A 22,645-nucleotide genomic window follows, 5' to 3' on the forward strand; every position below is an offset into this window, starting at 1 on the left:
AAAGCGCGTTGCGCGACATAGGCGAGGCGGGGAACGATCGCGTAGACAGATCGATCGCAGCGCCCACGTTCGGTCACAGGATTAGGATTGCTCTGAAATCGTTCACGTTCGTGAGGGTAGGACCTGTGACAACAAGGTCCCGGGTGGCCTCAAAAACGCTATAGGCGTCGTTTCCTGCAAGCCGCTCGCGCGCATCGACCCCCACCGCACGGGCGCGCTCCACCGTGGTGCCGTCCGCAAGGGCCCCCGCGTTGCCCTCGGAACCATCGATGCCGTCCGTGTCGCACGCAATGGCTGCGATGCCATCCACGCGATCGATGGCAAGCGCAAACGAGAGGAGGAACTCCGTATTCCGGCCGCCCCGACCCTGTGTCGTCACGGTGACACTGGTCTCGCCTCCTGATAGAACGAGGCAGGGACACCGTATTGTCGTTTGCCCCTGGCGAATGGAGCGGGCGATGCCTGCCAGCACCTTTCCGACCTCCCTCGCCTCTCCTTCGATGGCATCGCCGAGGATCAGCGTTTCGATGTCGGCATCCTGAGCAACTTTCGCCGCAGTCTTAAGGGCGAATGTGCCGGACGCTATCAGTCGGAAGTCAGCTGCCGAGAACGCGGGATGCTGAGGCGATGGAGGATGCGCCCGATCCGATCTTAGATAAGCCAAGAGGCTCTCGGGGATCTTGGCGCCGTAACGTTCCAGAACCTCAAGCGCCATGGCTGGCGAGGATGTTGGCGCGACAGTCGGTCCTGACGCAATCGTCGCCAGATCGTCTCCGGGCACGTCCGAGATTGCGAGAGTGACGACAGGCGCAGGCCATGCCCGAACCGCCAAGCGCCCGCCGCCGAGTTGCGATACGACCGAGCGAACCCGGTTCATGTCGTGGATCGGAGCGCCACTTCGCAGGAGGGCCGAGTTGACCGTCTTCACCTCTGCAAGGGCCACGCCAGACGGCGGGAGCATGAGCAGGGATGATCCGCCCCCGGACAGAAGACACAGCACCAGATCGTCCGGCCCGAGCCCTTGAACCAGCCGGAGCATTTCGCTCGCCGCTCTTCCGCCTGCCTCGTCAGGGTTCGGGTGACCCGCCTCAATGACGCGAATGCGCTCGCATTCCGCACCATGGCCATGCCGCGTCACGACCATGCCCTCGAGCGGCCCAGTCCAGAGCTTTTCGAGAGCTGCCGCCATGGAAGCTGCAGCCTTGCCGGCGCCGACGACAATTGTCCTTCCTACCGGGGGAGCCGGCAGGAAGGAAGCCATGATGTCCGCCGGGCGGCAGGATTTCACGGCTCGGTCGAAGCAAGCGAGCAGGAACGATCGCGGATCTAAGTCAATCATCTCATCATCTCCAGCCACAGGAGGAGCCCACCCGCGACACTGCAAAAACGATGTCATCAGTGCGCCGTTTAACGAAGTGGACATCCGGATCGCTCTCCCCATCTGTCACTGCGAAAGGACTGATTGCACTAGAGAGTGCGCCGACGCCACCATCGAACAAAACGGCATTAGCGGTATCCGGATCTCGAACTAAATGAACACTGGTGCAACCTAGGCTCTTCACGGGCGAAGGAAGCCTGGAAAGCGAATTCCCCCTGAGCTCGAAGACATTAGGAATTCGATAGATGAAGGATGCAACGGTAGCGGTCATGGCTTTCTTGCTCTCCCCGCAGCGATCAATCCAGGTGGCCTGATCGCTTTTACCGAGGGCGCGAAGGCCGCCGGCAGCTCACTCACGCGGATCAATGCATCCTTGCTATCAGTGCATCTCGAGTTGATGGCTAGCCTCCTGAAAATTAGTCCACCCACTGGACCAGTTCGATGAGCGCGGACCGTCAACACCACCAGAAGGTGGAAAGCCTCGTTAAGCCTGTCGGTGACTACCGGTAAGATTCGGAAGACTCCGACTGCGATAAACCCCAGTAGGTTCTGCCTCGGTGAGTTCTCCGTTGCGCACTACTACCTTCCCGCCGAGAACAACAGTTGTGGGCCATCCTTGAACTTCGAGGCCCTCGTAAGGAGAATAGTCAGCTCCATCGTGCAATTCAGCGTGGCGGATGGTGCGGCGGATGTTCGGATCCCAAATCGCGATATCGGCATCCATTCCGACCGCAATTCGTCCTTTCGTATCTAGACCGTAGGTCTTCGCGTGGTTTGTAGACGTCAGTGCAACGAAACGAGGCAGGTCGATACGTCCCTTCATCACCCCTTCTGAGAACAAAATCGGTAGCCGGGTCTCAACACCGGGGATGCCATTCGGGATATGCCGGAAGCTTGTGCGCCCCTTCGGGTTCAGCTTGCCGGCCGGATCGTTGTAGCGGAATGGGCAATGGTCGGAGGAGAAGAGGTCGAAGACCCCGGTTTCGAGACCGCGCCAGCAATCCGCTTGGCTCGCGGCATCGCGCGGTGGGGGTGAGCAGACGAATTTTGCCCCTTCCCAGTCCATGCCATCGAGATCATCGGCCGTGAGCATAAGATATTGTGGACACGTCTCGCCAATGACCTTCAGGCCCCGGCTCCGCGCCCGTGCTATCTCCTCGATTGTCGGACCGCTCGATACATGGACGATAACAACGGGCACGTCTACAATCTCGGCGAGTGACAAGGCGCGGTGCGTCGCTTCCCGTTCCACGGTCACCGGCCGAGTAGTGGCGTGCGCGCGCGGGGCAACATCGCCCTCTACCTCTTTCCGGCCGATCAGATACCGGATAGCATCTTCGTTTTCACAGTGCACCATAACCAGGGCTCCGGTGCGTCGGGCAACGTCCATGGTCTTCAAGATCTCAGCATCATTCAGGCGCAATCCCTCGTATGTCATGAAGACCTTAAACGAGGTGTAGCCATCCGCCACTAATGCTGGCAATTCCTGGCCGAGGACCGCTGGCGTCGGATCGGATAGGATGAGGTGAAAGGACACATCTGTGTAGCAGTTTCCCTCCGCGAGGGCGTGGTAGGCATTCAGGGCTTCGCGCAAACCCTGGCCCTTCTGCTGAAGGCAAAAGGGCATGATGGTGGTGTTGCCGCCGAAGATCGCCGATCGCGTTCCGCTCTCGAAATCGTCGGCCATCATGATGCCCTCACCCGAAGGCTGGGAAAGATGAACGTGACTGTCAATACCTCCGGGCAACACCAAGCAACCACCCGCATCGATCGTCTCACGCCCATCGGGCAGCTTCTCGCCAATCAGCACAATGCGACCATCACGGATCGCAACATCGGCCTGAAATACGTCCGACGCAGTCGCAACACGACCGTTACGTATAACAAGATCATACATTGGAAAATTCCTTAGCTCCAATCGCGTCAGAGCAGCACATCACCGCCGTTGGGCGAAAGCGTCTGTCCAACATAGAAGGAGCCAGCCTCTGAGGCGAGGAGCAGAGCCGTTGGTGCGATCTCGTCTACGTGACCGAAGCGCGCGATCGGCAGCTGAGCCTGCTTCATCGCCCGCCACCCGTCAGTCAACCCCATTAGCATGTCGGTCTCGACCGGGCCAGGCGCGATCGAGTTAACCGTCACGCCTTTAGGAGCCGCCTCATAGGCGAGAGCACGCGTGAAGCCAACGATACCGGCCTTAGCAGCGCAATAGTGAGACTGGCCAGGTGCGCCCTTGTAGGCAAGCTGCGAAGAGAAGTTGATAATTCGTCCCCAACTACGCTCTGCCATGGCCGGATAAAACTGACGGGTTACCAGAAATGTTCCCCGAAGGTGAACTGCGATCATCCTGTCGAAAGCCTCGACCGTGACATCCTCGAACAGCAGGTCGCCTCCGATCCCGGCGCAGTTGACCAGGATATCGACGTGACCAAGTGTATTTCTGCTCCAGGCAGCGAGTTCCTCCACATCTGCCTCCTTAGATACATCGCAGATAGTGTGAGCAACCGAAATTCTCTTTTCATCCATTCGACTTGCTAGCGCCACGGCGTTCTTATCGTCACCATATTGGCAGTAGCCAACCTTCGCGCCATGGATCGCAAAAAGTTCGACAATGGCCGCACCAATGCCGCGGCTACCACCTGTGACAAGTGCAGTGCGTCCAGCAAGATTGAAGTCTTTCATCATCATCTCCTAAATAGATTCGATTTCAGCAAGCTGCTAGCCAGATCGCGTAAGCTTTGATCCCGGCCTCGAGTGTGTACCGAGGGCGAAAGCCGAGATCTCGCGCGATGGCCGTCGTATCAAACCGGTGCTGGAAGTCGTCGACAGGATCCGGTCCTGGTGAGACCGAAATGTCGGCACCGGGAAGGACCGTCTTTACGATATCCGCAACTTCTCCGATTGTCAGGAAACGATCTCCGGTCGCGGTATAGACCGGGGCCGGACAAATATCGGCATCATGCGCCTTCAACAGCGCATCAGCGGCGTCCTCAACGTGGATAAACTGCCGCGGAAAGTCACGCCCGAAAGCCAAGCGCGTTGGCCGGCCCGCTAGTGCGTTCTCGATCATGGTGCGGATAACACAGTCCGTGGTCCTTCCGGGGCCGTAGACCCAGGAGAGACGAATGGCGACTGCATCGAGGCCATGCTGCTGACGGTAGCCAGCCAAGAGTTGCTCGGCAGCAACCTTGGTCGCTCCATAGACACGGGAAGGGCGAAGCATTGAGGTCTCTACCACCCCCGAGCTTTCCACCGGCTCAGGCGTAGGGCCATAGACGCTGGTGGAGGAGCAGAACACGACGCGCCGCATTCGGCGGACCCGCGAAAGTTCAATGACATTTGCGGTACCCACCACGTTAGCCCGCACAATCCCATAGGGATTGTCAATCATCACCATTGGACCCGATACGGCACCACAGTGGATTACAGAGCCTATGTGTTCCTGCTCGGCGATAGCATGAAGGCGATGGACGTCTCCAAGGTCCGCGACTAAGACGGGAAGATTTCCCGGTTTGGCGGCTAGATCAATTCCAACTGCCTTACGCCCTTCAGCCGCTAGCCGAGAGAGCACCTTCTGACCGATTAAGCCGGACGCCCCCGTAACTAAAATGGGTCTATCCTTCACTAAAGTGCTCCCTGCCGCAGCGTTGGTGTTACATTCCGGATTGAAGCCTCATGTTCGATGGGGAGCTCAGCTGCCAAAAGCTTTGCCGTGTAAGGATCTTTCGGAGCCGAAAAGACATCCTCCATCATACCGGTTTCCACAATCCTTCCCCGGTTCATGACGGCGACATTGTGCGCAAGCGAGCGGACGGAGTTGAGATCGTGGGTGATAAACAGAGCTGAGAGCTGCATCCGGCTCTGCAAATCACGCACGAGATCGATGATCTGACCACGGACACGAATATCAAGCGCGGTCGTGGGTTCATCGAAGATCACGAAATCTGGCTCAGTGACGAGGGCACGAGCCATACCGATACGTTTCTGCTCTCCGGCGGTGAGTTCGTGCGGAAACAGGTCTACATAGTGTGATGGCAGGTTCACGAGATCCAGCACATGATGAATACGCCGGAGACGCGCGGCAGAGGACGTTTTTTCCAGCATGCGGAGTGGCTCCCCGACAAGGTGGCGCACCCGCCAGCGTGGATTCAGTGCGACATAGGGTTCCTGAAATACCATCTGGATTCGCCGGCGCAGGGGCCTGAATTGCCCTTCCGACCATTGCGTAACATCCCGCCCGTCAAAGACGATGCTACCACCCGTCGCCTGCAGAAGGCGAACTAGGCACTGACCAATAGTCGTCTTGCCCGAGCCGCTCTCGCCAACAAGTGCCAACGTTTCGCCGCGCTTCACTGAAAAGGAGACGCCATCAACAGCCCGCACTGTCTCTCCAGGCCGGCTGCCTGGAAACACCTTAACGAGATCCGAAACTTCGAGAAGGGGCTTCCCTCTGGACCCTTCCAATCTCACCGAGGGAACCGGTCTTGCCTTCGCAGCGTCCAACAATTCCTGGCTATATCGCGTCTCCGGCTTCTGAAGGAAGCTCGAAACATCACGCATTTCGACGATCTTACCGCTCTGCATGATTGCCACACGATTGCAGTAATGAGCGATAATGCCAAGATCATGCGTGATGAGGACGACAGACACACCTCTCTCTCGTGAGCGCGCCACGAGCATATCGAGGACCTGAACGGCAACGGTAGCATCCAAGCCCAGTGTGGCATCGTCGGCTAGAACAATCTTCGGCTCTGTGATCAGTGCCATTGCGATCACAACACGCTGTGCCATTCCGCCCGATAGCTCGTGTGGGTAAGCGCGTGCCCGTTGTTCCGGATTGACGATCCCAACATCCGTTAGAAGCTGAATCGTCTTCTTCCAGGCATCCGTCTTCGAGATCCGACGATGGGCTCGAAGTACCCGGACAATCTGATTGCCGACAGTCTCGACAGGATCGAGCAACGCCTTTGCGTTTGTGCCGATAAGTGCGATTTGGCCTCCGCGTAAGGCGCGCCGCTCCTTCACACTCATCTCGTCGAGAGACCGGCCTTCTAAAGCGATATGGCCGTGAGTACGACGCGCGCCCGGAGGAAGGAGATCAATCATGGCTCTCGCCAGAACAGACTTACCGGCGCCGGTTTCCCCGACAATGCCGAGGATTTCGTTGGGAGCAAGGTCGAACGAGACATGTTGAAGAACTAATTTCTCGCTCTCCTGCGCCTCGAAAACGACGGACAGATCCCGAACTCGGAGTAGAGCTTCGTGTGACATTGGCATGCAATCACTCATCGGGCTTCTCCAGAAACGGGGAGAGCTGGGACAGTCGCGTCGGTTTTTCTCCCGGCCTTCATGGGATCCAGGAGATCACGGATTGCGTCGCCGAGAAGCGCGAAGCACAACACGGCGACTACAATGGCAAGGCCAGGAAAGAGGGAGACCCACCAGACGCCCAGGATCATCTGCTGCGCCCCTGACGATACCATCAGCCCCCACTCCGGCGTCGGCATACGAACTCCTGCACCGATGAAGGAAAGACCTGCGGTAAGAAGGATTGCCATGCCGATTGAGATGGAGACCTGCACCATAGCCGGCATCAAGGCATTGGGAAGGAGGTGACGGAACATGATATCGAAATCATTCGCTCCACTACAGCGGGCAGCCGCGACGAACGGACGTTCGCGCAATGAGAGGACCTCAGCACGGATCAGACGGGCAAAGATTGGAATGAAGAGGATCGCCAATACGATCGCAACGTTCCAAATCTCCTGGCCCATGACGGACACCAGCGCCATCCCTAAGACAAAGATCGGGAAGGCCTGCACGAAGTCGAAGATCCGCATTGCAAGATTCGAGGCAAAGCCGCGATAATATCCTATGAGGAGGCCGAGCGGGACGCCGACCGCGAACGCAAGGACGACTGACGAGACGCTGATCAGGAGGTTGATCCGTGTCGCGAAAATGACTCGCGACAGGACATCCATGCCTGTGATGTCTGTTCCAAACCAGTGCGCCAGCGAGGGCGGTTGTAGGGCCGAGAGCGGGTCAGCCTCCACCGGCGAATAGGGACTGAGTGTAGGCGCCAAAACAATCAAGACAATTTGCAGGACGAGCAGTGCCAGACCAACAACTGCTGCCGGTCGACGGAGTGCGTGGGGCAGACGGATCATATCTTTATCCTCGGATCGGCGAGTTCATAGAGGATGTCCACGATGAGGTAGACAATCAGGATGAAGGCGGCAGCTACCAGAATGAAACCCTGCAGTGCAGGATAGTCGCTGCTCATGACTGCCTGAACTGCATACTGTCCAAGCCCGCCCCACGAGAAAATAGTTTCGACGAGAACGGCTGCGCCAAGGAGAAAGCCGACGAGGAAGCCTACGATCGTAATGATCGGCGGCAGGCTGTTGCGAAGCGCAGCTCGTACGATGACGTTTTCCGGAACGCCGCAGGCGCGAGCATGCCGAACAAAATCGCTCCGCCAAACGCTGGAAAAGATGCTCTGTGTCATCTTCATCAAGGCACCGGCGTTGACCGTAGCTATCGTGATCACCGGCAGAAGTAGCCGTCCCGCTGCGGACATAAAGGTCTCCAGATCACCAGCCAAGAGCGCATCGACAGTGTAGAATCCGGTGACGTAAGGTGGCGCGGAGAGTAGTGCATCGATGCGGCCGAATGGGGCGGCGGCCCATCCGAGGAGTGTAAAGAAGACGTAGATCAGAATGAGCCCGATCCAGAAATCGGGAATTGCGCCTGCGGCGAGACCATAGATCCGCGAACCGATGTCGACAGCGCCACCGGCACGGACGACCGAGATGATTGCAATTAGGACGCCAAGGACCACAGTGAGGATCATCGCATAGAAGATGAGTTCAAGTGTGGCGGGCGCGCGGTCCATAAGGTCGACCGTTACCGGATTAGAAGTGAAGATTGAGATGCCGAGGTCGCCTCGCAGAACGTTGCTGCAATAGGCCACGAACTGTGCCCAGATGCTGTCATTAAGACCTAATCGATCACGCAATTGTGCCACAGCCTCCGGTGTCGCCATATTGCCAAGGAGCAGAGTTGCGGGATCGCCAGGCAGCAGTCGGATTAAAAAAAAGGTGACGAAAAGGACACCAAACATTTGAGGGACGACGAGCGCGAGGCGCGACAGAATGATCTGAAGGCTTCGCGGGAGCGTCTGCCACCCCCGTCGAACTGCTGTGATCATGTATGATCTCCACGATCGAGAATGGATGAATAAGCGACGTTATAGGTTGGATCGGGGCGCTTGCGCCCCTAATCCCGCGTTCGGGCAAACGAATTGTGCAGGGTGAGATGCACCACGCGTTCGGTTACTTTTTGCTGAAATCGTACCAGTTGTTGCTGTTTGGCGTATACCAGGAGAAGCCACTTACCTTGGAACCGACGGCAAGCTGATACCCTGGATTGAAGAGGAATACCCAGGGTGCTTCCTGAATGACAATGTCCTGGACGCGTTTCATATCAGCCACCCGAGAGGCCTCGTCGGTGGATGTCAGTGCATTGTTGATTAACTTATCGACTTCTTCGTTATTGTACTTTGCGAAGTTGACCATCGACTTGCTGTTAATGAAGAGGTTTGCAACGTAGGCCGCATCCGGAACGATCGCCATATCACGGATGAAGTACATTGGCATCGTGCCTTTGGTGTAGCGCTCCACGAGACTTGAGGCCGGCAGTTTGACAAGGTCCACTTGGACGCCCGCTCGTGCGAAAGCTGTCTTCAGGATGACGGCGATCTGCTCCTCAATGGGCTCTCCTGTGCGATAACCGAGCTCAGTCTTGAAACCTTCGGGATAGCCGGCCTTTGCCAAGAGTTCCTTCGCCTTGCTGGCATTATCCTCATAGGTGAACTTTTCTTCGGTGTAGGCTGGATAGATCTCCGATACTACGCTCTTGGTAGGCCGAGCAGTGTTCATGTAGACGCTCGACTCGATCTCGCGGCGAGGCACCAGATAATTCAAGGCTTGGCGGACCTCGACTTTAGAGAATGGAGGCACGGTATTGTTCATTTCCAGGCGGTGCGTGTAGTTGCCGAAGACCTGCCAGACCTTAATCGACGGGACCTTGGATGCCAGTGCGATCTCACGTGGTGTAAGCCATTCCGCTACATCGATAGATCCCGCTTGGAGAGCCGCAAGCCGATTGGAGGAGGTCGGCATTTCGCGGAAGATAACCTTCTTCAGCTTGGCTGCACCGCGGTAGTAGTTGGGGTTCGCTTCGTAGATCACTTCCTGTCCCGGAGCGAACCGAGTGATATGGTAAGGCGCAAAGGACGCCGAGTCAGTCGAGAGGAACCGTCCCGCCCATGGATCGTCAGGCGTCACATGCTTTTTTGCTTCAGCGGAGTCAATGATGCCGAGGTCGTTGTTAACCCAAAGACGAGCCAGAAGCAGCGAAGGATTGGGAATTGTCACCTTTACCGTATAGTCGTCGATCTTCTGGAACGCGTCGAAACTTTCAATCTTCAAGATCTGTGTCATGTACCAGTGGAAGGTGGCTTTCATGTTCCAGCCGCGTTCAAAGGTCCACATGACGTCGTTCGCCGTCATCTCGTTGCCGGCCGCGCTTTTGACGCCTTTGCGAAGATGAAAAGTGATGGACTTGTTATCAGGGGAGAGTTCGTAGCTTTCCGCCAATGCGCCTTCGATTTTAGAGAAATCCTCGAGCATGGCGCCGCTGTCATCCTTTTTCATGCCATAAACCAGGAGTCGCTCGAAGATATTGCGGCGCGCCTCGTGCCCGGCTTCCGTCGGAGGATATTCTTGATCCAGAGACTCCGGTGTCCGTGGTCCAGCCACAATCAATGTCTCGCTGGCGCTTTGCGCCGAGACGGTAGATGTCGTCGTCAGAATTGCGACACCAAGGGCGGAAAGCGTAAGTGACCATCTCTTTAAGCTCATCACAGTGTCTCCTGTTGAGAGTTGGATCTCAGATAAGCCGGCTTGCCGCCGGTGGTGTTGCCCAACGTAGTTGGGAACGTCGCACTACAGCCGTATTTCGACTGGGGAAATTTCAATGAATTCACAATCGCCGGCCGATCCATCCCTGTGGATGTGCATAGCGAACAGACCCGTTCCTCCGAGAGTAGTCATTGGAATGTGCCAAGTGTCAGCGTGGTATTGTATGATGGCGGTTCCCGGCACGCGGAACGCGTGCAGCGTCGAAAGATCCGGTCTCCCATCCTTGGTCCCTGTCGCAACCACGACAAGATAGGAGCTGACCTGAAGGGGAAAGAACGCTTGCGTTGAATGCTGGTGGCGTTCCATTAATGCCACGATGTGGCGATCTCCGTTCGAAGGTCCTTTTGCGGTAAGTAGTTCAAGAACTGCTGCGGCACCCGGCCGACCATTCCGTGGTGTCACACTAGACGGTGCATCGAAAATCACGTCCCCAAATGCTTGGAACTTGTCCACACTGATGGGCTCGGTAACTACCTCATGCATCGTTGGCCCCTTCCCGCTGGATCCAAGCTCTCGCGATATCGGCCCGTGTCGCGAACCAGACGTCGGTATACTGCCTTGCATAATCGAAGAAGCGCTTGAGGGATCGAATGCGGCCGGGCCGCCCGATCATGCGCGGATGTAGACCAATCGACATCATGCGCGGTCCTTTGGCCGATTCCGCGTAGAGAACTTCAAAAGTCTCTTTCATGTATGCGAAAAAGTCTTCGGCTTGGGACAGACCCGGCGAGTTCCAGAAGCGGATATCGTTGACGTCACAGGTATAGGGAACAATAAGGCGTCGCTGGCCTTCCACCATTTGGAAGTAAGGAACATCATCGTTGTAGGCGTCGGAATCATAGAGGAAGCCGCCTTCCTCTGCGATGAGACGGCGAGTCCGAACGCTGGCTCCATATCGGCAGTACCATCCGATGGGGCGCGTACCGCACGTTTTCTCGAATGACTCGACGGCGAGCTGAATATGCCTCCGCTCCTCTTCTTCCGTCAGACGGAAAACTTCCTCCCATCGGTAGCCATGGCTACAGACTTCGTGGCCTGCCTTGACTACGGCACGGGCCACTGCTGGATTTTGCTCAAAGGCGACAGCGCAAGCGAAGAAAGTTGCAGGAATTTGGGCGTCGGATAAGGAATTAAGGATTCTCCAGACACCAACCCGTGAACCGTACTCGTACATGGATTCCATCGCGAGGTTCCGGATGTCTTTTGGAAAAGCATAGCTGCCCCATTCTGTCATCGGCTCTTGATCTGGATCCCCCATCGCGAAAGAGCGCTCGGAGCCTTCCTCGTAGTTAACGACCACATTGATTGCGAGGCGTGCGCCGTTTGGCCATAGTCCGGTCGGCGGTCTCTCTCCGTACCCGACAAGATCGCGTTCCGGCCAAGACGGTGATAGTAGCGGCATTTCACACCTTCATCAAAATTGTGCGCAAAATTGCGTGCACTTTGAGTGTGCTCTCATGATTTGGTTCCCGTCAAGCCATCCTCAACGCTTATATTCTTAAGTCTATATGCCTTGTTGTCCGCCTACTCTGAAGACCACGCCCACATCTGCCAAAAGGCCTTTTCGTCACCACGGCATCGCTATTGAGTGGGATAAGAGAGCGATTTGGATATGCCAAAGTGACTTGACTGAGTGAAATGGGACCAGGCTGATTGAGAGAATGGATCTAGAATCAAGGAGTTACCAATGCCGAAGAAGAGGTTCGGTTCGGAGCAGGCCATCGCCAAGTTGCACCCGATCGGGGTGCACTTCGCCCAAGGCAAGACTTTCGCGCTCGCCTGAAAGGGGGCTACGATCTCGGAGCCGAGTTCCGGGACCAGCGCTTGAGGCTGGAGGTCTTATAGAGCTTCGAGGGGGCTCAGGTGATCATCGGCGCCTGGCGAGAGTACTACAATCGCGTGCAGCCACAGTCATCTTTAGGCTACCGGCCGCCCACACCCGTCATACTGGAAGTTGTCGCACAACAACTTCCCACGTCCACAATCATGCAGTAGGATCTACAGAGGCTACTCGCCGGCCTCGTGAATGTACCTGTTACGCAATGCGTAAGCTCGTGATCATTTGGCATCGCAGCTCCGTCAAAGCCCTAGGAATGTATTGAGTGGACGGACCGCCCTCGACGGCTGGTAGAGATCGCACCAATTCTGATCGGTAGCGCCTGGGAAGCCGCCGAGTGGGCCTCAAGTCTGAAGAAATTCGTAGACATCGACCTCTAGGCGCCGATTCTCAGACAGCTCGAGACTGGAAATAATATGCTCGAAGTGATGAGCCATTTCTGCAGCGGCTTCGTCCGGACGGTTATTTGCAATATGCTCAACTAGGGTTGAATGCTCATGCGTTAGGCAGAGAACGCGATTATTTCGCTCATACACCGATTGGATTAGGATGCCCCGACGGATGAGGACAGACAGCATTCTCTCAAACACTGGATTGCCAGCTATTTCTGCAATCAGAAAGTGGAAATTACCCGCTATACGGTACGATCTGGGATCGCGCTCGAGGTATGCTTTGCGCTCCTCCTCCAGATGAAGGCGCAAACGCGCGATGTCATTTGGAGTCGCGCGCTGGCAAGCTAATCTAACGACAATACACTCGAGTTCGCGACGCGCCTCAAGAACATGGTGGGCATCCTCAACTGTCGGACGGCAAACGAAAGCTCCACGGTTAAGCTCGAAGACCACAACGTCCTCGTCGCGAAGGCGCTCAAGAACTCGCCGGACTCGTGATCGGGGCACTCCATAGGCTTCAGCAAGCTTCACCTCGTTAAGGTGTTCTCCAGGGCGGAGATGCTTATCGGTAATCGCATCGATAAAACGGTCGTAAATGAGATCCTCAATCGGATGCTTCCCTCGCGTCCTTATGTTCATTTCCTTGACTGTCATAGATGTCTCAAGTGCGCCCATCGTTCGTTTAGGTAAGGATTCCATAGATCACAATGTATTAATGCTCAGCCGCATGCAAATATGTAATGTGATCATAATACACATAACAAGCAAAATATCATAGCTAATTTCTCGCGGAATCACACGCGCGTCGTTACATTTGCAGTCGAAAATGAGGACCCCTCGATGGATTGGGAGGCTGCCCGGGTTCAGTCGCAGATGGCCACACGTGGTAGCTATACTGTTGCCAAGCTGCTTAAGGGCTTTCTCAATGTGCCGGTAACCCTTTGAAAGGTACCGTCAACGACGTGGTGGAACGATCGGCCATTGCTGCTGGAGAAGCACCCGACAGCCTCAGCTCGCCTCAGATATGAACTACATCGTTAATAAGGAGATGGACACCTATGTAGCGAACTCGTCGCGGAGCATGGGCCGTGCGTTCCATCGGTTGCGTTCCGTGTTGTTGACACCAAGGCAGCCGGCATATCCATTGCCCCACAGCGGGTTCTCAACGTAGCAAGCCGTACATGCTGTTGAGGCGGGCCAGCCCGCGGTCTCGCCGCCTTCGGGCCGTCTTGAGGAAGCTCTCAAGATCCGCTGAAGAAGGGTTGAAAGGTATCAGTCACTCTGCCTCCTCCCAGTACGGTCTTCGGTAGAGCCTATGCAGGAAGTCGACGAATGACTTTACCTTTATTGGAATGAACTCCGCTTGGGGATAAATCGCATAAACACCCACCTTCGCCGAGGCATGATACTCGGGGAGCACCACCTCCAGGGCACCGGATGCCAGCTCTGACCCGACATCCCAAGTGGATCGAAGAGCAATACCCAGTCCCGCAATTACTGCTTCGCGCACAACTTCGCTCGAATTGGTCTGGAGAGGCCCCTTCACGGGAATCGAAACCGCTCCCTCCGGTCCCTGCAGACGCAGAGGGCTCTGGTGTTTGGTGGCTAGGCAAATGTGTTGGGTAAGGTCACCGATCGTTGCGGGACGTCCTGCCTGGTCCAGATAGGTGGGCGCAGCGCAGAGCACACGCCGGACCGGCGCCAGCCGTCGTGCAATGAGCCGGGAGTCCTTGAGCTCACCAATCCGGATGGCTAAGTCGTATTGTCCAGCTAGGATGTCCACGAACTCGTCCGAAAGCTCAAGATCGATATTCAGGCCGGGATGGCCTCTGACAAAATCGCATAGATGCGGCGCCACATGCATTCTGCCAAACGAGGTCGGCGCCGAAAGGCGAAGTGTTCCGCGGGGCAGCCGCATTCCCTGTGAAGCGGCAGCTTCGGCATCGCGGATCGAGTCTACGATGGGTGCGATGCGCAGATAGAACTCTCGCCCGGTCTCTGTTGGGGCAACGTGGCGGGTCGTGCGGTGGAGAAGCTGGGCTCCTAACCGGTTCTCCAGCCGTTTGAGGCGCTTCGAAACGACGGCTGTCGACAGCCCGAGTTCCCGGCCGGCCAGGGTCATGCTCTGGGTGCGGACAACGCTCTCATAAATCTCCAGATCGCTTTGATCGTGCATTGTCAATTTTGCGGAGAAAGTGTTTCGGGTCTTTGTCCATTCATTTCACAAGACTGGCAGGGTAGCAATGACGTGGAAAAACCAACCTGTGCTTGGAAGTTGGGTGCCGGAGACAACAATGAGTCATCAATCGCCCCTCAACAGCTCACCGTCCTACAACCCGCTCGCTGATCTTTCGGTGGCTCGCCCGCTCCACGGCTTCATTGAACAGGAGGCCCTGCCCGGCACAGGCATTGGGGCCGAGGCCTTCTGGACAGGCCTGGCCGACCTCGTCAGGGACTTCGCGCCGCGCGACCGCGAGCTCCTGGCCATCCGTGACAAGCTCCAGGCGCAGATCGATGACTATCACCGCGCCCGCGCCGGACAGCCCTTCGACCCGGCCGGGTACGAGCGCTTCCTGCGCGAGATCGGCTATGTGCTGCCAGAGCCGGAGGATTTCTCCGTCAGGACGCAGAACGTAGACGACGAGATCGCCCGCATCGCCGGGCCGCAGCTCGTGGTGCCGGTCTCCAATGCCCGCTATGCGCTCAACGCCGCCAACGCCCGCTGGGGCAGCCTGTACGATGCCCTCTACGGCACGGACGCGATTCCCGAGGAGGGCGGCGCCACGCGTTCGGGCGGTTACAACAAGGTGCGCGGAGCCAAGGTGGTCGCCTACGCCCGTGAGCTGCTCGATCAGGCCGCGCCCCTCGCCAATGGCAGCCACAAGGATGCTGCGGGCTATGCGCTTCGCGGCGGCGCTCTCGTGGTGAAGCTCCGGGACGGCAGCGAGACTGGACTGAAGGACCCGGCCCAGCTGGCCGGCTATCAGGGTGACGCGGCCAATCCCTCGTCCGTTCTCCTGCGCCACAACAACCTGCATCTCGACATCCAGATCGACCGCTCGAATCCCATCGGAGCCGAGGATGCGGCAGGTGTCGCCGATCTCGTGATCGAATCGGCCATCTCCACCATCATGGATCTGGAGGACAGCGTCGCTGCCGTGGACGCGGAGGACAAGGTGCAGGTCTACCGCACCTGGCTCGGGCTGATGAAGGGCGACCTCATCGAGAGCTTCGAGAAGGGTGGGCGCGTGATCGAGCGCAAGCTCCATCCGGACCGCGTCTACACCGCTCCCAACGGCGGCGAGGTGCGCCTGCATGGCCGCAGCCTCATGCTGGTGCGCAACGTGGGCCACCACATGTTCACCGATGCGGTTCTGGACGAGGCGGGGCAGGACATTCCCGAGACGATTCTCGATGCGGCGGTCACCGCGCTGATCGCGATTCACGATCTCAAGGGGACGGGCGCGTTCCGCAACAGCCGCACGGGCTCGATCTACATCGTCAAGCCCAAGATGCACGGGCCGGACGAGGTGGCCTTCGCCAGCGACCTGTTCGCCGCCGTCGAGGACATGCTGGGGCTTGCCCGCAATACCCTCAAGATGGGAATCATGGACGAGGAGCGCCGCACCACGGTGAACCTCAAGGCCTGCATCGGGGCAGCCAGCGAGCGGATCTTCTTCATCAATACGGGCTTCCTCGACCGCACGGGCGACGAGATTCACACCTCGATGGAGGCTGGCCCGATGATCCGCAAGAACGACATGAAGTCGACCGCGTGGATCAAGGCCTACGAGGACAACAACGTGGACGTGGGCCTGGCCTGCGGTCTGCCTGGCCATGCGCAGATCGGCAAGGGCATGTGGGCGGCGCCCGACCGGATGGCGGATATGATGGCGCAGAAGATCGGCCATCCGCGGGCGGGAGCGAACACGGCCTGGGTGCCGTCGCCGACCGCCGCGACGTTGCATGCGCTGCACTATCATCAGGTGGACGTGCAGGAGCGTCAGGCCGAACTGAAGTCGCGCGCGCCCGCCAAGCTGTCCGACATCCTCACCATTCCGGTGTCCCAGTCGAACTGGGCGCCTGACGCGGTGCAGCAGGAACTCGACAACAATTGCCAGGGCATTCTCGGCTATGTGGTGCGCTGGATCGACCAGGGGGTCGGCTGCTCGAAGGTGCCGGACATTCACGATGTGGGCCTGATGGAAGACCGCGCGACCTTGCGGATCTCCAGCCAGCACGTCGCCAACTGGCTGCGCCACGGCATCACGACCCAGGATCAGGTGATGGAGACCCTGCGCCGCATGGCGGAAGTGGTGGACCGGCAGAATGCGGGCGATCCGCTCTACCGGCCGATGGCGCCCGGCTTTGACGGCCCGGCCTTCCAGGCGGCCTGCGATCTGGTGTTCAAGGGCGCGGCGCAGCCCAACGGCTATACCGAATGGATTCTCCACGAGCGCCGCCGCGAGGCGAAGGCGGCGGGCGTGACGTAGGACCCGATTGCGACTTTACCGCCTTGACCACCGGCAGGACCTCAACAAGCGCGGCAGAGCTTGGTGACCTAGACCTACGGCCTGTTAGGTCTTGAGCCAGTCGAGAGCAGCGGCGAGACAGAGTATGCCCATGAACGATGAGGCCGTCTTCTCGTAGCGGGTTGCAACTGGTCTTGCTTCGGAACAGATACTGCTGGCGAATTCATTATCCGGTGGAGCGGTTGAGGCGCGGTCAGCGTTGGGGCTGCAGGGGCTTGGGTCCAGATCTGGAGGGTTCCATGTCGCTCCGCCCAACCGTGAGTGGTGATGTTCCGACTTCGACCGCGACCGTCGCCCGTGCAGCCTTTCCCCAGGGCAATCCCTATCTGTGCCTGCGCAACCATCTTCGAACGATCTTCACCGACGCTCAGTTCGCGCCGCTCTTCGCCCAACGCGGACAACCGGCGGAATGCCCGTGGCGGCTGGCGCTGGTGACTCTGCTCCAGTTCGCCGAGAACCTCTCCGACCGGCGGGTGGCCGATGCTGTCCGCGGTCGCATCGACTGGAAGTACCTGCTGGGGTTGGAGCTGACCGATCCTGGCTTCGACGCTTCGGTTCTCAGCGAGTTCCGCGGCCGTCTCGTGGCAGGCGGCGCGGAGGAGCATCTGCTCGACACTCTCCTGACGCTGTGCCGTGACCTGAAGCTACTCAAGGCCCGGGGCCGGCAGCGCACCGACTCCACCCATGTGCTCGGTGCCGTCCGCTTCCTGAACCGCCTCGAATGTGTGACCGAGACGCTGCGGGCTGCCCTGAATGTCTTGGCGACAGTGGCTCCCGAGTGGCTGCGCGCTCAAGCCGAACCTGCCTGGCTGGAGCGATATGACCGGCGAGCTGGCGATCATGAAGTGCCGCAAGGCGAGGCCAAGCGGCGGGCCCATGCCGAGCAGATCGGTCGCGATGGTGATCAGTTGCTTGCGGCCATCATGGCTCCTGACGCGCCGATATGGCTGCGGCAGATCCCGGCCGTTGAGTTGCTGCGGCAGGCGTGGCTCCAGAATTTCTGCCTGATCGACAATGCTCCGGCCACAGGGACTGAGGCGCCACTTCGGATGCGGTGGCGGACTGACCAGGAGGGGTTTCCACCCTCCTTGCTGATGCTCGCCTCGCCCTATGATCCGGAGGTGCACTACGCCAGGAAGCAATCAACGATCTGGATTGGCTACAAAGTGCATCTGACCGAGGCATGCGACGAGGGCGGACCGCACCTGATCACGCATGTGGAGACCACGCCGGCCCCTGTCGTTGATCGCGACGCTCTCGAAGACATCCATGCGGCGCTCGAAGCCAAGGGCCTGTTGCCCGAGACTCATCTGGCCGATGCCGGCTATGTCGCGGCCGACCAGCTTGTGGGCAGCAGGAAGAAAGGCGTCACGCTTTTAGGGCCGGCTCCCAAGGATTATCAGTGGCAGGCCCGTTCAGGAGAAGGCTTCACGGTGCAGGACTTCCTCCTCGATTGGGAGCGGGAAGTCGCGACCTGCCCGGCCGGGCATCAGAGCAAGAGCTGGAGCCCCGACTACCATCAGGGGCGAACCGCGTTCAAAGTCCGCTTCTCGACAACAGATTGTCGACCTTGTCCCTTGAAGACACAGTATACCCGAAGCGGGCGGCGCCTGCTCACGCTCCGACCACGCGAGGAACACGAGACGCTGGAGGCGGCTCGGGATCGTGAAGCACAGCCAAACTTCGCACGAGAATATCAGTGGCGGGCTGGCATCGAGGGCACGATCTCAGCGGGCGTCCGGGTCCTGCATCTGCGGCGCTCGCGCTATCTCGGCCTCGCCAAAACACATCTGCAACACGTACTGACGGCGGCGGCCATGAACCTCATCCGATTAGGGGCCTGGTTCGCTGGCACGCCGCTCGCACGAACCCGGCAATCCGCCTTTACCAGGCTCATGATGGCTCCCGTCCCAGCATGATGAATTCGCCAGCAGTATCAAAAGCGAAGCAACTCCAAGGCCCTGGTGCGCACCTTGCTGGCCTACAAGCGCGGTGAGCCGCGCGTCTGTGCCATGGTCCACGCCCCCACACCTGAGGAGGAGGACCGCCGCCGCGTTGGTCGGGAGCGCCAGACCCTCATTGCCGAACGGGTTCAACACGTCAATCGCATCAAGGGGCTGCTATTCGCGCAGGGTATCCGCGACTACAAACCTCTGCATCGTAACCGCCGCACCCGCCTTGACGATCTGCGGAGCGGAGATGGCCGCCCCTTGCCCAAGCAGCTGAAGGCTCAGATCAGCCGCGAGTTGGATCGCCTTGAACTGACCCTTGAACAGATCAGCGCCGTAGAGGCTGAGCGGGATGTCGTGCTGTCTCCGACGCAGCAGAGCCGTGAGGCTCCCACCGCGACGGCAATGTTGATGGAGTTGAAGGGCTTCGGGGCGGAGTTTGCCCATGTGCTCTGGTCGGAGGGGTTGTTCCGGACGTTTTCCAGTCGCAAGCAGGTCGCCGCTTATGCCGGATTGGCTCCCACGCCGTGGCGGAGTGGGTCTATCAGCCATGAGCAAGGCATTTCGAAAGCGGGCAATCCACGGCTGCGAACGACCATGATCCAGCTGGCCTGGCTCTGGATCCGCCATCAGCCGCACTCCCGGCTGACCCAATGGTTCCAAGCGCGTGTGAAGCTCCAGGGCAGCGGCGGTCGGAAAACGATGATCGTGGCTCTGGCCCGAAAGCTCCTGATCGCGCTGTGGAAGTATGTCACCGCCGGGGTTGCGATTGAGGGCGCGGCCATAAAGACAGCCTAGCTCCCGGTGCTCCCCTTACTCCAATCTTCCGGGTGTGATTGATCCCGGTGGATCCAGGTGGACGAACCGATGTGCGGCTTGGCCTGAAAACGCCGTAGCAAAGAAGGGTCGCGTCCTCCTGAGCCCTCTCCGCCGCAAGCGGGATCGTGGTGCAGCCGACCTGAGCGGCGACCGAATGTGAGGTTGAACTGGACTGGGAGCGGTCCAGATCATGCAAGGGCTTAGACCTGAGATCCAAAACGGACGCTGGAGATCGACGGATGACCTGATTTGAAAAACGTTGACTCACAAATCCCCATGTGAGGCCGCACACATGTCCGCATCTGACCACGCGCTTCATCAAACCTGAAGATTTCTCTTGCGTTTTGCTGGGCGTCCACACATGTCGCAAACCTACCGGTAACTCAGTTCGGTATACGCATCCGGAGGCTCTGGAGGTGCGTGATATTCAAGGGCGGGCATTTTGATCGATCCGTGATCCTGCTCTGCGTCCGATGGTATCTGGACTACAATCTCAGCCTCCGTAATCTGGAGGAGATGATGGCGGAGCCGGGTGTCTCGGTCGACCACGCGTTGGTGCATCGCTGGGTTGTTCGTTACTCGCCCGAATCGCTGGAGCGGTTCAATCGGCGCAAGCGCTCGGTCATCGGCAGGTGGCATATCGACGAAACTTATATCAATGCCCGCGGGTGTTGGACGTATCTCTACCGCGCCATCGACAGCAATGGCGATACGGTCGAGTTCTGGTTCAGCGAGCGGCGCAATCTCACCGCGGCCAAGCATTTCCTGCGCAAGGCGCTCAAGCGCCACGGCCGGCCCGGGCAGATCGTGATCGATGGCAGCCAAACGAACGAGGCGATCCTATCTTGCGATACCACTGACCGGCTCCAGGATCGGTCAAGACGCGGACTGAAGCCAATCCGAATCCGGCAGAGTCGCTACCTCAACAATCGTATCGAACAGGATCATCGCGCTATTAAGCGGCGGGTTCGACCGATGCTCGGATTCAAATCGATGGCGTCCGCTCGGGCGATCTTGGATGGCATTGAGATGGTACACATGATGCGGAAAGGACAGGCGAAGTATACCTGCAGTCCGCAGCCTTCACTGGCAGAGCAGTTCGATTTGCTTGCCGCCTGACCTGTAACGGAGCGTCGGCCATCTTCGCGTCTCTGCTCCAAATTTGCGACGCAACCAGTGCGCAGACGAGAGCACGACGTCTTCCCTGCGCCTCTCACTGGCGATCTGTCAGCCCTTTCTATTCATGCCGGCGCTGTCTTCCTTGCCGCTTTCGATAATTTGTTCCAGCTTCGCGTGCATCGCGCGACCCGCCTGGTCGGCTGCCCTGGCCACCTCGGAAATGTCCAGTGTTTTATGTTTCCCGTCACGGATCACGATGCTGCCGTCGATAATGACAGTCTTCACGTTCCCTGGTCCTCCCGAATATACGAGGGAGTAGTAGGGGTCGATCACCGGCACCATGTTGATGTCGGTCTTTCGGATGAGAATGATGTCAGCCCGCTTACCCGATGTTAACGATCCGATTTCCTGATCGAGCTGAAGAGCTGTCGCCCCGCCAATTGTCGCGATTTCGACGATCCGCTTTGGTTCCAGCGTCCTGTCCACGTCCGACCGCTGCTTATGCGACCACTGCAATGCACGCATAGCGGTGAAGAAATCGTAGTTTGCCGAGGCACTAGAAGCGTCTACAGAGAGACTGAGGTTCGCCCCCAGCTGCTCCAGCTCCGCGAACTGGATGTAGCCGTTCCGGACAGTTGAATACGGGATCTCAATGGCTGGCGACATCGAGAACTGCACGTTTCTGGCGACCATGGTGGCCCGCTCTTCGGGCGTGAACCCTTGGGTGTGGATCATCAGAATGTCCGGACCAAGCAGACCGCGCCGGTCGAGAAAGCTGACGAGCCCGTGTGCGGTGTTGCCATAGTGCAGTGAGATCGGCAGACCGTGCGCTCGCGCAAACTCAATCTCCTCTACAAAGTTGGCATCCTCACCACCTGACATGAGGACTTCCGCTGGAGGAAGTTGAAGATTCACGCCGAGTTTTAAGAGACCGGTCTCCGAGCCCCATTGCTCTTTCACTTTGGCGACACCATCACGATCGAGCTTTTCTCCTCGACCAGGCGTTCCGTAGGAAAAACGAGTTCGCGTGCCGACGTCCATCGATGCGCGGATTTCGGCTTCGGCATGCGCCACGGAGCGGGTGTTGTGCGAGAAGTTGTTGATGCAGGTGACGCCTGAGAGAGCGGCCTCCATGCTCGCGAGCCGAGCTGATGTGTAGGCATCATCAGGCGTGCATAATGGAGCTGCCCTATTGGTGGTGGGAAAGTACCCGCGGATTCTGTCGTCGCCCCTCACAGAACCGCGCAAGAACGCATTCCAGAGATGGGAATGCGTATCGACGAACCCGGGCATGACGATCGTATCCGAGGCATCGATGATCTCGGCGCCGGGTGCATCCAGTCTCGAGCCGACATCGACGATCCGGCCGTCCCGGATGAGCACGTCACCTTGAGCCCAATCCCCGACGGCCGTGTCCATCGAGAGGATATGACCGCCCCGGATGAGGAGTGGACGGCTTGGGTCTCCGCGGCCGACTGTAGAGCCTTGGGCCCGGGTTGCCGAACCCGCAGATACGATCCCGGTTGCGGCGACACCAATTGCGGCTGCGCCGCGCAGGAGATCACGGCGGCCGATGTTCCCTGGGCCGGCTTTCCCGCGCTTACGTGAGATGTCTGCCATCGCTCGTCCTCCCATTAT

General features: G+C 58.5%; 16 protein-coding genes and 3 pseudogenes. 5 read left to right on the plus strand and 14 right to left on the minus strand.

Annotation, left to right across the window (positions count from 1 at the left end; translation table 11 throughout):
- Positions 1–73: 73 nt before the first annotated feature.
- The 10 genes from ACS5Q0_RS22825 to ACS5Q0_RS22870 all read right to left on the minus strand — a co-directional run bounded on the left by ACS5Q0_RS22825 (position 74) and on the right by ACS5Q0_RS22870 (position 11,761).
- A complete protein-coding gene (locus ACS5Q0_RS22825) occupies positions 74–1,339 on the minus strand; it encodes a glycerate kinase type-2 family protein (protein ID WP_473128949.1) in 1,266 nt (421 codons plus the stop codon).
- A gap of 523 nt (positions 1,340–1,862) precedes the next feature.
- Complete coding sequence (hydA, locus tag ACS5Q0_RS22830) at positions 1,863–3,275, minus strand: dihydropyrimidinase (RefSeq protein ID WP_473128950.1); 1,413 nt, start codon at positions 3,273–3,275, stop codon at positions 1,863–1,865.
- 26 nt (positions 3,276–3,301) lie between these two features.
- The gene (locus tag ACS5Q0_RS22835) at positions 3,302–4,057 is read right to left on the minus strand and encodes an SDR family NAD(P)-dependent oxidoreductase (RefSeq protein WP_473128951.1); all 756 of its coding nucleotides are present in this window, start codon (positions 4,055–4,057) and stop codon (positions 3,302–3,304) included.
- 25 nt (positions 4,058–4,082) lie between these two features.
- Positions 4,083–5,000: an NAD-dependent epimerase/dehydratase family protein gene (locus tag ACS5Q0_RS22840; protein ID WP_473128952.1), complete on the minus strand. Its 918-nt coding sequence runs from the start codon at positions 4,998–5,000 to the stop codon at positions 4,083–4,085.
- Complete coding sequence (locus ACS5Q0_RS22845) at positions 5,000–6,664, minus strand: ATP-binding cassette domain-containing protein (protein ID WP_473128953.1); 1,665 nt, start codon at positions 6,662–6,664, stop codon at positions 5,000–5,002. Before ACS5Q0_RS22845 ends, ACS5Q0_RS22840 begins: the two co-directional genes overlap by 1 nt.
- On the minus strand, positions 6,661–7,542 hold the full coding sequence (locus ACS5Q0_RS22850) for an ABC transporter permease (RefSeq protein WP_473128954.1): 882 nt from the start codon (positions 7,540–7,542) through the stop codon (positions 6,661–6,663). Before ACS5Q0_RS22850 ends, ACS5Q0_RS22845 begins: the two co-directional genes overlap by 4 nt.
- Positions 7,539–8,585, minus strand: coding sequence for an ABC transporter permease (locus ACS5Q0_RS22855; RefSeq protein WP_473128955.1), 1,047 nt, complete (start codon positions 8,583–8,585; stop codon positions 7,539–7,541). The genes ACS5Q0_RS22850 and ACS5Q0_RS22855 overlap by 4 nt, the downstream gene beginning before the upstream one ends.
- Before the next feature lie 124 nt (positions 8,586–8,709).
- A complete protein-coding gene (locus ACS5Q0_RS22860; protein ID WP_473128956.1) occupies positions 8,710–10,299 on the minus strand; it encodes an ABC transporter substrate-binding protein in 1,590 nt (529 codons plus the stop codon).
- A gap of 84 nt (positions 10,300–10,383) precedes the next feature.
- A complete protein-coding gene (locus tag ACS5Q0_RS22865) occupies positions 10,384–10,923 on the minus strand; it encodes an ureidoglycolate lyase (RefSeq protein ID WP_473128957.1) in 540 nt (179 codons plus the stop codon).
- The gene (locus ACS5Q0_RS22870; protein WP_473128958.1) at positions 10,835–11,761 is read right to left on the minus strand and encodes an allantoinase PuuE; all 927 of its coding nucleotides are present in this window, start codon (positions 11,759–11,761) and stop codon (positions 10,835–10,837) included. The genes ACS5Q0_RS22865 and ACS5Q0_RS22870 overlap by 89 nt, the downstream gene beginning before the upstream one ends.
- Before the next feature lie 458 nt (positions 11,762–12,219).
- On the opposite strand from ACS5Q0_RS22870, the pseudogene ACS5Q0_RS22875 reads away from it, so the two are divergent.
- A pseudogene (locus ACS5Q0_RS22875) lies at positions 12,220–12,354 on the plus strand (integrase core domain-containing protein); the annotation flags it as partial.
- A gap of 186 nt (positions 12,355–12,540) precedes the next feature.
- Here the strand turns inward: ACS5Q0_RS22875 and ACS5Q0_RS22880 are convergent.
- Both ACS5Q0_RS22880 and ACS5Q0_RS22885 read right to left on the minus strand, forming a co-directional pair.
- Positions 12,541–13,242 carry a GntR family transcriptional regulator gene (locus tag ACS5Q0_RS22880; protein ID WP_473128959.1) on the minus strand — a complete coding sequence of 234 codons (702 nt, stop codon included), beginning with the start codon at positions 13,240–13,242 and terminating at the stop codon, positions 12,541–12,543.
- Between the two features lie 622 nt (positions 13,243–13,864).
- Positions 13,865–14,764 carry a LysR family transcriptional regulator gene (locus tag ACS5Q0_RS22885; RefSeq protein WP_473128960.1) on the minus strand — a complete coding sequence of 300 codons (900 nt, stop codon included), beginning with the start codon at positions 14,762–14,764 and terminating at the stop codon, positions 13,865–13,867.
- Positions 14,765–14,882: 118 nt separating this feature from the next.
- Between ACS5Q0_RS22885 and ACS5Q0_RS22890 the strand changes: the two genes are divergently transcribed.
- Entirely contained in the window at positions 14,883–17,081 is a 2,199-nt protein-coding gene (locus ACS5Q0_RS22890; protein ID WP_473128961.1) for a malate synthase G, read from the plus strand.
- A gap of 84 nt (positions 17,082–17,165) precedes the next feature.
- Here ACS5Q0_RS22890 and ACS5Q0_RS22895 read toward each other — a convergent pair.
- Positions 17,166–17,255, minus strand: a pseudogene (locus ACS5Q0_RS22895) (IS5-like element ISMex42 family transposase); the annotation flags it as partial.
- A 104-nt stretch (positions 17,256–17,359) separates the two neighbouring features.
- Here ACS5Q0_RS22895 and ACS5Q0_RS22900 point away from each other — a divergent pair.
- The 3 genes and pseudogenes from ACS5Q0_RS22900 (at position 17,360) to ACS5Q0_RS22910 (ending at position 21,007) form a co-directional block, all read left to right on the plus strand.
- Positions 17,360–19,039, plus strand: coding sequence for an IS1182 family transposase (locus ACS5Q0_RS22900; protein ID WP_473128962.1), 1,680 nt, complete (start codon positions 17,360–17,362; stop codon positions 19,037–19,039).
- 6 nt (positions 19,040–19,045) lie between these two features.
- A pseudogene (locus ACS5Q0_RS22905) lies at positions 19,046–19,867 on the plus strand (IS110 family RNA-guided transposase); the annotation flags it as partial.
- A gap of 444 nt (positions 19,868–20,311) precedes the next feature.
- The gene (locus tag ACS5Q0_RS22910; protein ID WP_473128972.1) at positions 20,312–21,007 is read left to right on the plus strand and encodes an IS6 family transposase; all 696 of its coding nucleotides are present in this window, start codon (positions 20,312–20,314) and stop codon (positions 21,005–21,007) included.
- 108 nt (positions 21,008–21,115) lie between these two features.
- Here the strand turns inward: ACS5Q0_RS22910 and ACS5Q0_RS22915 are convergent, their stop codons facing one another.
- Positions 21,116–22,627 (minus strand): amidohydrolase family protein, encoded by a 1,512-nt coding sequence (locus ACS5Q0_RS22915; RefSeq protein WP_473128963.1) that lies wholly within the window; start codon positions 22,625–22,627, stop codon positions 21,116–21,118.
- Between the last annotated feature and the right edge of the window lie 18 nt (positions 22,628–22,645).

This window comes from Microvirga sp. HS2 (assembly GCF_055792805.1).

What these genes read in the sequence shown, in the direction of transcription:
- ACS5Q0_RS22825 (WP_473128949.1), bottom strand. Translation starts at nt 1,339, where the DNA reads ATGATTGACTTAGATCCGCGATCGTTCCTGCTCGCTTGCTTCGACCGA.
- hydA (WP_473128950.1), bottom strand. Translation starts at nt 3,275, where the DNA reads ATGTATGATCTTGTTATACGTAACGGTCGTGTTGCGACTGCGTCGGAC.
- ACS5Q0_RS22835 (WP_473128951.1), bottom strand. Translation starts at nt 4,057, where the DNA reads ATGAAAGACTTCAATCTTGCTGGACGCACTGCACTTGTCACAGGTGGT.
- ACS5Q0_RS22845 (WP_473128953.1), bottom strand. Translation starts at nt 6,664, where the DNA reads ATGAGTGATTGCATGCCAATGTCACACGAAGCTCTACTCCGAGTTCGG.
- ACS5Q0_RS22850 (WP_473128954.1), bottom strand. Translation starts at nt 7,542, where the DNA reads ATGATCCGTCTGCCCCACGCACTCCGTCGACCGGCAGCAGTTGTTGGT.
- ACS5Q0_RS22855 (WP_473128955.1), bottom strand. Translation starts at nt 8,585, where the DNA reads ATGATCACAGCAGTTCGACGGGGGTGGCAGACGCTCCCGCGAAGCCTT.
- ACS5Q0_RS22860 (WP_473128956.1), bottom strand. Translation starts at nt 10,299, where the DNA reads ATGAGCTTAAAGAGATGGTCACTTACGCTTTCCGCCCTTGGTGTCGCA.
- ACS5Q0_RS22865 (WP_473128957.1), bottom strand. Translation starts at nt 10,923, where the DNA reads ATGCAAGGCAGTATACCGACGTCTGGTTCGCGACACGGGCCGATATCG.
- ACS5Q0_RS22870 (WP_473128958.1), bottom strand. Translation starts at nt 11,761, where the DNA reads ATGCCGCTACTATCACCGTCTTGGCCGGAACGCGATCTTGTCGGGTAC.
- ACS5Q0_RS22880 (WP_473128959.1), bottom strand. Translation starts at nt 13,242, where the DNA reads ATGACAGTCAAGGAAATGAACATAAGGACGCGAGGGAAGCATCCGATT.
- ACS5Q0_RS22885 (WP_473128960.1), bottom strand. Translation starts at nt 14,764, where the DNA reads ATGCACGATCAAAGCGATCTGGAGATTTATGAGAGCGTTGTCCGCACC.
- ACS5Q0_RS22890 (WP_473128961.1), top strand. Translation starts at nt 14,883, where the DNA reads ATGAGTCATCAATCGCCCCTCAACAGCTCACCGTCCTACAACCCGCTC.
- ACS5Q0_RS22900 (WP_473128962.1), top strand. Translation starts at nt 17,360, where the DNA reads ATGTCGCTCCGCCCAACCGTGAGTGGTGATGTTCCGACTTCGACCGCG.
- ACS5Q0_RS22915 (WP_473128963.1), bottom strand. Translation starts at nt 22,627, where the DNA reads ATGGCAGACATCTCACGTAAGCGCGGGAAAGCCGGCCCAGGGAACATC.